Origin of the sequence: Prosthecobacter sp. (assembly GCF_044236155.1) — a bacterium.
Lineage (GTDB): Bacteria > Verrucomicrobiota > Verrucomicrobiia > Verrucomicrobiales > Verrucomicrobiaceae > Prosthecobacter.
In genome coordinates, this window is record NZ_JBIIHA010000002.1 from 121,424 (window position 1) to 134,599 (window position 13,176).

Consider the following 13,176-nt stretch of genomic DNA (forward strand, 5'->3'; position numbering starts at 1 on the left):
GTGAAGTCAGTTGAAATGCCAGTCACAAAGCCGGCGTTGCCAATGATCGCCATGCTTCGCCTGCTTTTCTGGCTCCTTGCTCCTTGCTCGTTGATTCTTGCGGCGACACCGCGGCAAAACGTTCTCTTTATCGCCATAGACGACCTCGTAAACGACTGCACGCACACGCCTCATATCGACCGGCTCGCGGCGAGCGGTGTGCGGTTTGAGCGGGCTTACAATCAAATCCCGCTCTGCAATCCCAGCCGTGCCTCCGTGCTCAACGGCCGCAGGCCGGATGCCACGCAGGTCTATGACCTTGACCGCCATTTTCGCGAGGCTTTGCCGGATGTGGTCACGCTGCCGCAGTTGTTCCGGCAAAACGGCTGGTTCACCGCCCGCGTCGGCAAGATCTACCACTACGACGTGCCGAATGGCATCGGCACTGACGGCCTCGATGACAAACCTTCGTGGCAGCTCGTCGTGAATCCCAAAGGGCGCGATGTGACCGATGAAAAGCTCATCACCAACCCCACGCCGCAAAAACCCGTCAGCGCAGCGCTGAGCTGGCTTGCCGCCGATGGCAGCGATGAGGAGCAAACCGATGGCATGATCGCCACCGAGGCCATTCGACTGCTCGAAAAGCATCGCGAAGAGCCGTTTTTCCTCGGTGTCGGTTTCTTCCGGCCGCACACGCCCTTCGTTGCGCCGAAAAAATACTTCGACCTGCATCCGCTCGACTCGATCCGTCTGCCCGAGGCCCCCGCCGATGATCGCGACGACATCCCCGTGGCCGCGTTCGCGCACAACAACCCCATTCCAAATTACGGCCTCGACGAGCTCACCTGCCGCAAGGCCCTGCAAGCCTACCGAGCCAGCGTTTCCTTCGTCGATGCCCAAATCGGCCGCGTGCTCGATGCGCTCGAAAAGCTCCAACTCGCCGACAACACCATCGTCGTGCTGTGGAGCGATCACGGCTACCACCTCGGCGAGCATCTCGGCATCTGGCAAAAGCGCACCCTTTTCGAAGAGAGCGCACGCGCCCCGCTCATCATCCGAACGCCTGGTGCCAAAGGAAATGGCCGCTCATGCCATCGCATCGTCGAATTCATCGACATCTATCCCACGCTCGCCGATCTCGCCTCGCTCAAAGCTCCTCAACTCGACGGAAAGAGCCTTCGCCCGCTTTTGGATGATCCCGCACAAAAATGGGATCACCCAGCCATCACCCAAATCCTCCGACCCGCTGATGATCGTCTTCCCGCTCAAGTCATGGGCCGCACGATTCGCAACGAACGCTGGCGCTACACCGAATGGAACGAAGGCGTGAACGGCATCGAGCTTTACGACCATCAAAACGACCCGCACGAGCTCAAGAACCTCGCCCGCATGCCTTCCGCGGAGGCTTCTGCCGCGATGAAAGCCCTGCATGCTCTGCTCGATCAAAAAGCTCGTGGCACGCCACCTGCATCACCGGTGAATCCGAAGCGGCTGTGAGTGATCGCTTACCCGAAATCATGTGACTTCACGCTCACGCGGCGGGTTTCGTCGTAGCGCCAGGCGGTGATGGTTTGGGCGAGGACGGTGGTGGTGCCGTCGGCGCGTTGGAGTTTGCCGGTGATCTTCAAAAAGGGTTCCTGGGTGATGGTGAGGCGGCGTTTCTCGAAGAGATCGCTCGGGACGAAGGCGTTCGCGATGCCGGTCTCGTCTTCGAGGCTGATGAAGCAGTGGCCGTTCGCGGTTCCGGGGCGCTGGCGGCAGATGACCATGCCGATGATCGTCACGCGGCGACCATGCGGCAACGTGGTCAAAACGCGGGCGCTGCTTGCTTTCGGGATTTGCGGGCGCACGAGCGCCATCGGATGCGGGCCGACGGTGAGCGTGGTGGTGGCGTAATCGCTCGCCAGCCGCTCCTGGGGGCTCATCATGGCCAGCGGAGCTTCGTGCGAGTCTTCGAGGTGGCTGAGCAAGTCATCGTGCAACGTCGCCTCGACATCCCACAGGGCACTGCGGCGATGATGACCGAGCGCATTGAGTGCTCCGGCCTGTGCGAGCACGCGGCGCTCATCTTTGGCGAGAGTGCAGCGGCGCAAAAAATCGCGCAGATCACGCCACGGGGCTTTTTGGCGTTCAGCGATGATTTGGACGAGGGCGGCATGGCTCACGCCTTTGAGCTGATTCAGGCCGAGGCGCAGCGTGGTGTCATCGATGACCGTGCACTCGATGTCTGAGGCCGCTACGCACACGGGCAGCAGGCGCAGGCCGTGCTGCTTCGCATCGCGCACGAGCGTGGCACTGGAGTAAAAGCCCATCGGCTGGCAGTTGAGCAGCGCGGCGTAGAATTCAGCGGCGCGATGCACCTTCAGCCACACGCTGGCATAGGCGAGCAGCGCGAAGCTGATGGCGTGACTCTCGGGAAAGCCGTAAAGCGCGAAGCTGCGGATGCTTTTCACGATGCGATCCTGGATCACTGGATCGACGCCCTTGCGTGACATGGCGGCGGTGAGCTTGTCGAGCGCCTTTGTCATGCGCTCCTCGCTGCGGTGAAAGCTCATCGCGCGGCGCAGTTCCTCCGCCTCGCTGCCGGTGAAGTCAGCGATGATCATGGCCATCTTCAGCACCTGCTCCTGAAACAACGGCACGCCGAGCGTGCGAACCAGCACGGGCTCGAAGTCGGGATGGATGTAATCGACAGGCTCCTTGCCGTTCCGGCGGTTGAGATACGGATGCACCATTCTGCCGACGATGGGCCCGGGCCGGATGATGGCGACCTCGACGACGACATCGTAAAAGCACGTGGGCTTCATGCGCGGCAGCGTGGCCATCTGCGCACGGCTTTCGATTTGGAAAACGCCCACGGTATCAGCCCGCTGCATGAGATCGAAGCAAGCGGGATCATCCTTGGGCAGTTGCGCGAGATCAACGGGCCTGCCACGTGCGGCGCTGACCTCGAGGGTCTTTTCAATCGCCGCCATCATGCCGAGGCCGAGCAGATCGACCTTGATGATGCCGAGGTCCTCGCAGTCGTCCTTGTCCCACTGCACGACGACACGTCCTGGCATGCTCGCAGGCTCCAGCGGCACGATTTTATCGAGACCGGCTGTGCACAGCACCATGCCGCCGCTGTGCTGGCCGAGGTGGCGCGGCAATCCGTAGGCGAGGTTATAAAGTTTGATCAAGGCAGGCAATCGTGGATGACTCTGAGGCAAGCCGGCGCGGCGGATTTGCTCATCGAGCTGCAGCGTGTGCGGGAAGTCGCCGTTCGCGTAGAGATCGCTGAAGCGCTCGATGACGTCCTGCGGCAGGTGCAGCACCTTGCCCATCTCGCGCATGGCGCTGCGGCCGCGGTAGGTGATGACGTTTGCGGTCATCGCAGCACCATGCGGCGCGAAGCGTCGATACACCTCCTGGATCACGCGTTCACGCTGCGTGCCGCTGGGCAGATCGAGGTCGATGTCCGGCCAGGTGTTGCGGCCCTCGCTCAAGAAACGCTCAAACAGCAGGCGCTGCGCGATGGGATCGACGTTGGTGATGCCAAGGCTGTAGCACACGGCGCTGTTCGCCGCGCTGCCGCGTCCCTGCACGAGGATGCCGCTCTGCCTTGCCCAGCGCACGATGTCCCACACGACGAGGAAGTAGCCGCTGAAGCCGAGCTTTGAGATGAGCCGCAGCTCATGATCGAGCTGCTGGCGTACCTCCGGCGTGATCTCGCGGTAGCGCTCGCGAGCGCCGATGTCCGTGCGCTCGCGCAGAAAGCTGTCCTGCGAGTGCTCCGCAGGCACGGGATACTGCGGAAACTCGTAGCCGAGATTCTCCAGCCCGAACTCAACGCTCTCGACGATGTGTTGTGTGCTCTTCAAGGCTTCCGGTAGATCGTGAAACAGCTCGCGCATCTGCGCGGCGGATTTCAGGCAGCGCTCGGCATTCGGCGCGAGCCGCAGGCCTGCTTCATCGAGCGTCGTGTGATGCCGCAGCGCGGTGAAGGCATCCTGCAGCATGCGTCCCTCCGGCCGCGCATACAGTGGCGCATTCGAGGCGATGAGCGGCAGCTTCGCGGCCAAAGCGAGATCGCAGCAGCGGCGCACGCGCTCATTTTCACGCGGCACGCGGTGGCGATGGATTTCGACGAAAACATGCTCGCGACCGAAAACACGCTTGAGGCATTCAAGAGCCTCCAAAGGCTCGTTTTGGCTCAAAACGCCGTCTTCATCGCCGGTGAGCACGGTGAGGCCTTCCGCGAAATTTTCGAGCGCGGCCCATGAAACGCGGCTTTCGCCTTTCGCAGCCTGCAAATGGGCCTGCGTGAGCATCTGGCAGAGGTTTTGATAGCCGCGACGCGTGCGCACGATGACCGGCAGCACGCAGCCGCACTCCATCCTGAGCTCGCAGCCCGTGATCGCACGCAGGCCGAGCTCCTTCGCCTTGTGATGCGCCCGTGCGGAGCCGTAAACGCCGTCGCGATCCGTGAGCGCGATGCTTTGCATGCCCAGCTCCGCCGCCCGCGTGACCATCTCCTCCGGTGAGGAAGCACCACGAAGGAATGAGAACGCGCTGCGGGCGTGCAGTTCCGTAAACATGAGATCAATGAGGGGAATGCGGCAGCCTTGCTGCCATCCAAAGCGGGAGAATGAGCCCGCTGGATCAATCGGGAGTGATGACGGGAATCAATTGCCGGCCGTGACGGCGGTAGATTTTGAAATCCGAGTCGAGAGTCAGCAAAGGCAGCCGGGGATGGACCTCGGAGAGGCGCACCAGGCAGGCATCCGCCAGGGACATCGGCACATCGTGATAGCGGTCCATCATGCGGCTGATGACGGCGGCGTGGTCTTCGAGGTGAAACGAAAGATCGAACACCTCGTCGGCCAGCATCGCCCGCAGACGGCTGAGATGCCGCGGCTGGCGCCGCAGCAAGAACCACGCCTCGCTGATCACGGCCTCGCAGGTGATGACCGGGCCGTCATGCTGGCGGAACTGCTCCGTGGCCCATGCGTGATGAGCCTCGTCACTGGCGAGGTAGGCCACCAACGGGCCTGAATCGAGCAAGACGCCGAGATTAGCGGCCATAGCTGGCAAGATGGCTGGGATTGGATGCCAGATCAGGGATGCCCGTCGGCCCCGCGTCCTGGTATTTCTTCAGCCTGTCATGCAGGGAGGGCCGCGCTTTTTTCCTGGCCGCAGCCTGGCCGCCGTGAGGCAGCGCCTGCATCAAAAGATCACGCACCACGGCAGACTTCGTCTGCTTGCGGCTGCTGGCCGCCGCGTCTAGCGATGAGTTCAGGAACTCGGGCAGCTTGATGGTGATCGTTTTCATGGGTGAAGTGTAATACCGGTCCGGGGGATGACAATACTCAAAATGCAGCTCCTCTGAAGCTACCCATACCTTCCCTCCACACGCCACACTTCATGCTCGCGCACGAGACGGTAGAGCGCGCCGTCGTCGGTGGCGGCGTCCCAGATTTCATGCTGCCAGGCCTGCTGCGTGTCCCACCACTCGCCGGAAAGAAACCATGGGCCGCTGGCCGAGATGAGCGGCTTCGTTTCACGATCCAGATGCAGCGCCACCGGTCGCCAGCCCTGCCACACGAGCCTCGCTGGACGCGGCGGGCGAAAGCGCTGCAACGGCGGTCCGCCCGCGGTGTGCTCGATGGATGGGGCGGGTGTATCGAGGAAGTTCACCACGCGAAACGCATCCACCCGTCGCGAGGGCAGCAGCTCCGCGCGACCGACGCGACCTTTGCCGAGCAATGCTTCAAGCGCGGAGAGCGTCTCCGCGAAGCGGTTCGGATCGCGCAGGCCTTGATCGAAAAGCCCCGCCTGGCTCGCGGCGGCACGCACGGGCACGATTTCGAGCGAGACGAAGATGATGGGCGCGGAGGCTTTCACGCCTTCCAGCGCCGCTTCGAGCACGCGACCGAGCACCGCCTCATCACGCGTGGGCTCCGCGACACGCAGATCACGCTCGTGCATGCTGCGATCCTCAAAACGCAGCCCCAGCATCAGCCTGCCAGCCACACGCCATGCCTCCGCCAGCCTCGCGCACAAACGGCCGAGCATGCCGTGCAGCAGATGCATGAGCGGCTCCAGGCACTCGATGGGCGCTTCGAGCTCGCGTTCCTCGCGGAAGAGACAAACGGGCCGCACCAGCCGCAGCAGCCGCTCTTTGCCACCACGTGCGAGATCGTGCAGCGCGAGACCTTCCGCGCCGAGCCGCCGCGCGATCTCCGCCCGTGGCAGCGCATTGAATTGTCCCAGGGTGCGCACGCCCCACAGATGCAGCAACTGCAACAGCTCCGGGTTGCGGCACAAAACGGTCATCGGCAGCTCACGCAGCGCTTCCTTGCCATCGCGAATCACGCGCACCGGCTCGGCGACATGAGCGGCGAGCACCGCGAGGTCGGCCTTGTCCGCCAATCCGATGCGCATCTCCATCGCGAGCGCCGACGACTCGCGATGCATGAGCACGCCGAGATCATGCCACGGCTCGTTCATGCGCCGACGGGACAAATCGAGCACGCACAAGCCGGGCTGCGTGGCCTCGTAGTCCGGCGTCCAGCTCTCCGCCGCGTGCAGCAGCCGCCGTTGCAGCTCCTGCTCCGCCTTTTCATCGCGATACAACAGGCGCAATCGCGGGCATCGCGCCTGCGCCTGCGAGGCCGTCATGCCCGCCTGGACGCCCTCGCGCTCCGCGTTTTCAGAGGCGCACAGCAACCGCGCGTCCTCCGCCTTCATCGCCTGCGACTCCAGCACGGCCACGCGATCCCGCGTCAGGACTCGCAGAGCCTGCAAAACGAAACGTGGAAGCCACCAGGCAGCAAACATGCATCATCACGGGTGAAGGTTTCATCAAGCCGCGAGCGTGAGCGGCGATGTCTGCGGCGCGGCCCAGCGTCCCGCCGCGCAGGCCACCACCTGGCAGGGGGAAAACACCGCCACCGCCGCGCCACCGCGCTCCGCCAGCAGGCGCAGCCGATGCCACACGCTCGATGGCAGCACGAAAAGCTCCCGCACGGGCCGCAGCCGCAGATCGATCAGCACCACGCGCAGGTTTCCATCCCGCAGCAGCAGATCCGCCGCCCGCATCGCTTCGCTGGCCTTTTGACATCGCACCCACAGCAGATGCCGCAGCGCACTCGCCTCGAGCCCGCCCGGCTCAAACGCATCCGCCGCATCGATCAGCGCACAAGGCTGCGCCGCGATGAATCGATGCATCAACAGGCCCGAATCCGGCCCGGTGATCTCGACGAGCTTTCCCGGTTGAAGCGTCGGCTGCACGACTTGGAGCCGCCGCGAGTCCGACGAGGCGGCCATGGCCTCAGGAAAGCGGTCGCGGAGGAGGTTTTGGAGTTCAAACAGGGCCGTTTTCATATAGTGTTCACTAGAACACATAAACAACCAAATCAAGCCCCGCCTCGATTTTCGTCTCGCTCCTCGTTTCACCTCGCCACGACCTGCGATAGACCACCGGTTCGCCCACGTTGACGACCCACCCCCCCATGCCTCGATCTGCCCCTTTTGCGCTGATGGCGCTCCTCTGCGCCCATTCTCATGCCGCCGTGCCTGTCGCGGCGTTTTTGGAGCAGCACTGTGTCGAGTGCCATGACGCCGATCTGAAGAAAGGCGGGCTCGATTTGACCGATTTGAGCTTCGACAAGCTCGACGCCGCCTCGGTCAAAACCTGGCAGCACATCTTCGAACGCGTGCGCGATGGCGAGATGCCGCCGAAAAAGAAGCCACAGCCGGAGAAGAACGAAAAAGACCTCTTTCTCGCCAATTTGAAGCAACCGTTGCTCGAAGTGGATGCCGCTGACATCGCCGCGAACGGTCGTGTGCGCAGTCGCCGGCTCACGCGGGTCGAGTATGAGCACACGCTGCACGATCTGCTCGGCATCGACATCCCGCTGAAGACGCTGCTGCCGGAGGATCGTGCCTCGCACGGCTTTGAAACTGTCGCGGATGGCCAGCAGCTCTCGCATCATCAACTCGCTCGTTATCTCGACGTGGCCGATCTGGCGCTCGACAACGCCTTTGACCGTGCGGAGAAAGGCGACGCGACCTACGCGAAGCATCACACGCCCGAGATGCTCATCAAAAACCGCGGCGGCAATTACCGCGGCCCCGATTTGAAGAACGGCGAAAGCATCACCTGGCCCATCGGGCTGCAATTCTTCGGCCGCACGCCCACGTGGGCACCGGAGAGCGGTTGGTATCGCGTCACGCTGCGCGGTGTGCGCGGCATCAATCCCACCGCCGATGGTGCGGTGTGGGGCACGCTGCGCTCTGGCGCGTGCGAATCGAACGCGCCGCTGCTCTTCATGATCGGCCTCGTCGAAGCTACCGCGACGCCGCGCGACATGACTTTCGAAGCCTGGATCGAAAAAGATCATCGCCTCGAGCTGCGACCGAACGACGGCACGCACAAAAAAGCACCCACCGGTGCCAAAGGCGGCAACGTGAGCTTCCAAGACCGCGATCTCGAAAAACAAGGCTTCCCCGGCATCGCGCATCGCGGCATCGACATCGAGCGCATCTATCCCGTCGCCAATGATGAAGGCGTGCGCAAAAAACTCTTCGGCGGCACCGGCCTGGAGGCGCTGAAAGCCGAAAACCTCGACAAACTCGTCCACCGCTTCGCCACGCGTGCTTTTCGTCGCCCCGTCACCGATGAGCAAAGCGCCCCGTATCGCCAAATCGCCTCCAAATCGCTCCAAGAAGGTGATTCGGTGCTCGAAGCCCTCCGTGCCGCCTACCGCGCCATCCTGTGTTCACCACGCTTTTTGACCTTCATCGAGTCTCCCGGCCCTCTCGACGACCATGCCATCGCCACGCGGCTTAGTTATGCCCTTTGGTGCTCCATGCCCGATCAAGAGCTCCTCGAACTCGCGAACCAAAAGAAGCTCCACGACCCTCAAACACTCGCCCAGCAGGTCGAGCGCCTGCTTTCCCACTCCAAAGCCAAACGCTTCATCGCCAGCTTCACCGATCAGTGGCTCAAACTGAACCAAATCGACTTCACCACGCCCGACACACGCCTCTTCCGCGACTTCGACCCCGTCGTGCAGGAATCCATGCTCCAGGAAACCCGCGCCTATGTCACCGAACTGCTGCGCCGCGATTTGAGCATCACCCACCTCGTCGATTCCGACTTCGCCTTCCTCAACGGACGCCTCGCAAGGCACTATGCTGGGGACAATCAGACAGGGAGACAATCAGACAAGGAGAAGGGGCGAAAGGCGGAGATTCTCCCTGTCTCACTGTCTGATGGTCTCACTGTCTCTGTCCCGAAGCCCGGTGACGGCCTGCAAAAGCTCCCGCTCACTACGCAGTCAAAACGCGGCGGCCTCATCACGCAGGGTTCCATCCTCAAAGTCACCGCTGATGGCACCAGCACCTCGCCCGTCGTGCGCGGCGTCTTCATCAACGAGCGCATTCTCGGCAATCACATCCCGCCACCACCACCCGGCGTGCCCGCCATCGAGCCCGACATCCGCGGAGCCACGAGCATCCGCGATCAACTCGACAAACATCGCAACAACGAAAGCTGCGCCAGTTGCCATCAAACCATCGACCCGCCCGGCTTCGCCCTCGAAAACTACGACGCCGTCGGCATCTGGCGCAAAGGCTACGGCAAGGATGGCAAAGGTGCCCAAGTCGATCCCAGCGGTCGCACTCCCGAAGGCGATACCTTCACCGACCTCGCCACCTGGCAGCAAATCCAGACCAAACGCCCCCAAAACCTCGCCCGCGGCTTCGCCACCCACTTCCTCACCTACGCCACCGGCGCTCCACCACGCTTCAGCGATGAATCCAAGCTCGATGCCATCGCCAGCAAGACCACCAACCTCCGCTCCATCATCCGCGAGGTGGTTTTGAGCGACATTTTCCGAACGAAGTGAAACGACAACCAGACAATCGGACCATGAGACAATCAGACAGTCAGAACAGAAAGTCGAAGGTGGTAAGGCACACAGATCTGGAAGTGTATCAGCGTGCCTTCAAAGCGGCGATGGACATCTTTGAGGCCAGCAAGACGTTTCCGTCTGAAGAGAAGTATTCACTGACAGATCAGATCCGCAGGGCGTCACGGTCCGTGGCCGCGAACGTCGCGGAAGGCTGGCGGAAGAGGCGTTACGCAGCCTCCTTTGTCAGCAAACTCAATGACAGTGAAGGCGAAGCCGGTGAAACCCAGTGCTGGCTTCAATTCGCCGTCGAGTGCGGCTATCTGAAGGCTGGAACGGCACGTGCTTTGTATCGCGCCTACGACGAGATCATCGGCATGCTCGTGAACATGCAAAATCACCCTGACAAATGGTCGATCACCAAACGTTGAAGCCCCTTGTCTCCCCATCTCCCTGTCCGATTGTCTGATTGTCCCATTATGAGCACCTTCACATTCCAAAAACACCTCTCCCGTCGCGCCATGTTGCGCGGGGCGGGGATCACGCTCGGACTTCCTTTGCTGGAGGCGATGACGCCAGCCTTTGCGGCGGTGAAGGAGACGAAACAAGCGAAGCGCTTTGTCGGCATGAGTTTGGCGTTGGGGCTGCACAATCCGAATTTGGTGCCGGAAGGCTCGGGACGGGAGTACAAGCCTTCGCGGTATCTGGCGGGCATTCAGGATTTGCGGGAGGATTTCACAGTGGTGTCCGGTTCATCGCATCCGGGTGTCACGGGTGGTCACACGGCGGAGGGGAGCATCTTTTCGGCTTGTCCGAATGCTCGCGGCTCGACGACGCGGAACACAATCTCGCTCGATCAGCTCATGTCGAAGCATCTGGGGCATGAGACGCGCTTTCCTTCGCTCGTTTTGAACACGAACTCGCAGACGAGCCCGAGCTACACCGAGAACGGCACGATGATACCGGCGGAAAACAGCGCGATGAAGCTCTTCACGCGCTTGTTTGTGAATGACACGCCTGCCGAGCAAGAACGCCAGGCCGAACTCATCCGCCAGGGGCGCAGCGTGATGGATGTCGTCGGTGCGGAGGCGAAATCGCTGCAACGTGAACTCGGCGCTGGAGATCGTGACAAGCTCGACTCGTGGTTCACGAGCGTGCGAGAGCTGGAGCAGCGGCTCGCCGCGAACGAGGCCTGGACGCACAAACCCAAGCCCAAAGTGGCCCTCAAACCGCCCACACAGATCCCTCGCGACAACGAAGTCGAGGTGGATCGCATCTTTCTCGACATCGTGCACATGGCGCTCGCCACGGATAGCACGCGCTTCATCACGCTGCACGTCACCGGCAACAACGTGCAGGGCATCGAGGGCGTGGACGAGAGCTACCACACGCTCAGCCATCATGGCATGGACGCCGACAAGCTGGAGCAGCTCGCCCGCGTGGAGCAAGGCGTGATCCACACCTGGGCCGCCTTCCTGCGCAAACTGAAGACCGATAAGCTGCTCGATGACACGATGGTGCTACTGACATCCAACCTCGGCAACGCCAGCAGCCACGACAACAAGAACATGCCCGTGCTCTTCGCCGGCGGCGGCTTCAAGCACGGCCAGCACCTCGCGTTTGACCAAAAGGACAACTACCCGCTGCCGAATCTCTACCTGAGCATGCTGCACCGCCTTGGCCTTGAAGAGGAACGCTTCGCGACAAGCGAGACGACGATGCGTGGGCTGGAGGCGGCGTGAGTCTTTTGAGCGATAAACTCATTTCTTGGCAAAACGCGGTGTTTCCCTCACACTCCGCCATCATGCCCGCCGCTGCCAAAAAAGCTCCTTCACGTCCGAATCCCACCCGCGAACTCGTTTTTGGCGATCTGTGGGAGTTTGATCCGGCACCGGAGACGGCTGATCCGAAGCTGAAGAAGAAATACGACCTCTTCATCAATGGCCGCTTCGTTCCGTCTCGCTCCGGCAAATACTTCGCCACGATCAATCCGGCCACCGAGGCCAAAATCGCCGACATCGCGCTCGCGGATGCTTCCGATGTCGATGCGGCCTGCTCAGCGGCGCAACGGGCGTTTATCACCTGGGGCCGTTTGCCGGGGAAGGAACGCGGGAAGTATCTCTACCGCATCGCGCGGCAGCTGCAGGATCACGCCCGTGAGTTCGCCGTCGCCGAGACGATGGATGGCGGGAAGCCGATCAAGGAATCGCGTGATTTCGATGTGCCGATGGCCGCAGCGCATTTCTTTTATCACGCGGGCTGGGCAGACAAACTGGAGTTCCTCGCGCCCGGACGCCAGCTCGCCCCTCACGGCGTCGTGGGGCAGGTCATTCCGTGGAATTTTCCGCTGCTGATGCTCGCGTGGAAGATCGCCCCGGCGCTTGCGGCGGGGAATTGCGTCGTCTTGAAGCCTGCGGAGACCACCAGCATCACGGCGCTAAAATTTGGCAAGATTTGCCAGGAAGCCGGACTGCCGAATGGCGTCGTGAACATCGTCAGCGGAGCCGCTGAAACCGGCGCGGCGGTGATCCATCATCCGCTCACCTCGAAAGTGGCCTTCACCGGCAGCACGGAGGTGGGCAAGATCATCATGCGCAGCCTCGCGAGCACGGAAAAGAAGCTCACGCTCGAACTCGGCGGCAAGGCCGCGAACATCGTCTTTGACGACGCCCCGCTCGATCAGGCCGTCGAAGGCATCGTGAACGGCATCTTCTTCAATCAAGGCCACGTCTGCTGCGCAGGCTCGCGCTTGCTCGTGCAGGAAAGCATCGCCGATGAAGTGCTCGCCAAGCTGAAGCGCCGCATCGCCACGCTGCGAGTGGGTGATCCGCTCGACAAAAACACCGACCTCGGTGCCATCAACAGTGCCGAGCAGCTCGCCAAGATCACCGACCTCGTCCAAAGCGGCGTCGAGGAAGGCGCGGAGAAGCACGACAACGGCTGCAAGCTGCCCGCGAAAGGCTTCTTCTTCCGTCCCACGATCTTCGCGAACGTCAGCATGAGCCACCGCATCGCCCGCGAGGAGATTTTCGGCCCCGTGCTCAGCATCCTCACCTTCCGCACCCTCGAAGAAGCCGTCGAAAAAGCCAACAACACCCCCTACGGCCTCAGCGCCGGCGTCTGGACCGACAAAGGCAGCCGCATCCTCAAAATGAGCACGCTGCTGAAAGCCGGTGTCGTCTGGGCGAACACCTACAACAAGTTTGATCCCACGAGCCCGTTCGGAGGCTTTAAAGAGAGCGGGTTTGGGCGTGAGGGCGGGAAGCAGGGGCTGCTCGATTATCTCAAGGTGGCGTGAAAG

The 13,176-nt window shown here is 62.1% G+C and carries 10 protein-coding genes; 5 read left to right on the plus strand and 5 right to left on the minus strand.

The features are described from left to right. Positions 1-51: 51 nt before the first annotated feature. A complete protein-coding gene (locus tag ACILSE_RS02345) occupies positions 52-1,476 on the plus strand; it encodes a sulfatase (protein ID WP_395715734.1) in 1,425 nt (474 codons plus the stop codon). A gap of 8 nt (positions 1,477-1,484) precedes the next feature. On the opposite strand, the gene ACILSE_RS02350 is transcribed toward ACILSE_RS02345, so the two are convergent. From ACILSE_RS02350 to ACILSE_RS02370, 5 genes are all read right to left on the minus strand, one after another. Next, complete coding sequence (locus tag ACILSE_RS02350; RefSeq protein WP_395715735.1) at positions 1,485-4,556, minus strand: DNA polymerase III subunit alpha; 3,072 nt, start codon at positions 4,554-4,556, stop codon at positions 1,485-1,487. Positions 4,557-4,620: 64 nt separating this feature from the next. Then, on the minus strand, positions 4,621-5,043 hold the full coding sequence (locus ACILSE_RS02355) for a type II toxin-antitoxin system VapC family toxin (protein ID WP_395715736.1): 423 nt from the start codon (positions 5,041-5,043) through the stop codon (positions 4,621-4,623). Next, positions 5,033-5,290 (minus strand): hypothetical protein, encoded by a 258-nt coding sequence (locus ACILSE_RS02360; protein WP_395715737.1) that lies wholly within the window; start codon positions 5,288-5,290, stop codon positions 5,033-5,035. Before ACILSE_RS02360 ends, ACILSE_RS02355 begins: the two co-directional genes overlap by 11 nt. Positions 5,291-5,349: 59 nt before the next feature. Then, the gene (locus ACILSE_RS02365) at positions 5,350-6,798 is read right to left on the minus strand and encodes a hypothetical protein (protein ID WP_395715738.1); all 1,449 of its coding nucleotides are present in this window, start codon (positions 6,796-6,798) and stop codon (positions 5,350-5,352) included. 24 nt (positions 6,799-6,822) lie between these two features. Then, positions 6,823-7,344, minus strand: coding sequence for a hypothetical protein (locus ACILSE_RS02370; RefSeq protein ID WP_395715739.1), 522 nt, complete (start codon positions 7,342-7,344; stop codon positions 6,823-6,825). Between the two features lie 128 nt (positions 7,345-7,472). Between ACILSE_RS02370 and ACILSE_RS02375 the strand changes: the two genes are divergently transcribed. The 4 genes from ACILSE_RS02375 to ACILSE_RS02390 all read left to right on the plus strand — a co-directional run bounded on the left by ACILSE_RS02375 (position 7,473) and on the right by ACILSE_RS02390 (position 13,173). Continuing rightward, on the plus strand, positions 7,473-9,872 hold the full coding sequence (locus ACILSE_RS02375; RefSeq protein WP_395715740.1) for a DUF1592 domain-containing protein: 2,400 nt from the start codon (positions 7,473-7,475) through the stop codon (positions 9,870-9,872). 23 nt (positions 9,873-9,895) lie between these two features. Continuing rightward, on the plus strand, positions 9,896-10,306 hold the full coding sequence (locus ACILSE_RS02380; RefSeq protein ID WP_395715741.1) for a four helix bundle protein: 411 nt from the start codon (positions 9,896-9,898) through the stop codon (positions 10,304-10,306). 48 nt (positions 10,307-10,354) lie between these two features. Next, positions 10,355-11,617: a DUF1552 domain-containing protein gene (locus tag ACILSE_RS02385; protein WP_395715742.1), complete on the plus strand. Its 1,263-nt coding sequence runs from the start codon at positions 10,355-10,357 to the stop codon at positions 11,615-11,617. Between the two features lie 62 nt (positions 11,618-11,679). Further along, positions 11,680-13,173: an aldehyde dehydrogenase family protein gene (locus ACILSE_RS02390; RefSeq protein WP_395715743.1), complete on the plus strand. Its 1,494-nt coding sequence runs from the start codon at positions 11,680-11,682 to the stop codon at positions 13,171-13,173. Positions 13,174-13,176: the final 3 nt, after the last annotated feature.

Bases quoted from the DNA above. Each gene is read 5' to 3' on its own strand.
- ACILSE_RS02345 (WP_395715734.1), top strand. From the start codon at position 52: ATGCTTCGCCTGCTTTTCTGGCTCCTTGCTCCTTGCTCGTTGATTCTT.
- ACILSE_RS02350 (WP_395715735.1), bottom strand. From the start codon at position 4,556: ATGTTTACGGAACTGCACGCCCGCAGCGCGTTCTCATTCCTTCGTGGT.
- ACILSE_RS02355 (WP_395715736.1), bottom strand. From the start codon at position 5,043: ATGGCCGCTAATCTCGGCGTCTTGCTCGATTCAGGCCCGTTGGTGGCC.
- ACILSE_RS02360 (WP_395715737.1), bottom strand. From the start codon at position 5,290: ATGAAAACGATCACCATCAAGCTGCCCGAGTTCCTGAACTCATCGCTA.
- ACILSE_RS02365 (WP_395715738.1), bottom strand. From the start codon at position 6,798: ATGTTTGCTGCCTGGTGGCTTCCACGTTTCGTTTTGCAGGCTCTGCGA.
- ACILSE_RS02370 (WP_395715739.1), bottom strand. From the start codon at position 7,344: ATGAAAACGGCCCTGTTTGAACTCCAAAACCTCCTCCGCGACCGCTTT.
- ACILSE_RS02375 (WP_395715740.1), top strand. From the start codon at position 7,473: ATGCCTCGATCTGCCCCTTTTGCGCTGATGGCGCTCCTCTGCGCCCAT.
- ACILSE_RS02380 (WP_395715741.1), top strand. From the start codon at position 9,896: ATGAGACAATCAGACAGTCAGAACAGAAAGTCGAAGGTGGTAAGGCAC.
- ACILSE_RS02385 (WP_395715742.1), top strand. From the start codon at position 10,355: ATGAGCACCTTCACATTCCAAAAACACCTCTCCCGTCGCGCCATGTTG.
- ACILSE_RS02390 (WP_395715743.1), top strand. From the start codon at position 11,680: ATGCCCGCCGCTGCCAAAAAAGCTCCTTCACGTCCGAATCCCACCCGC.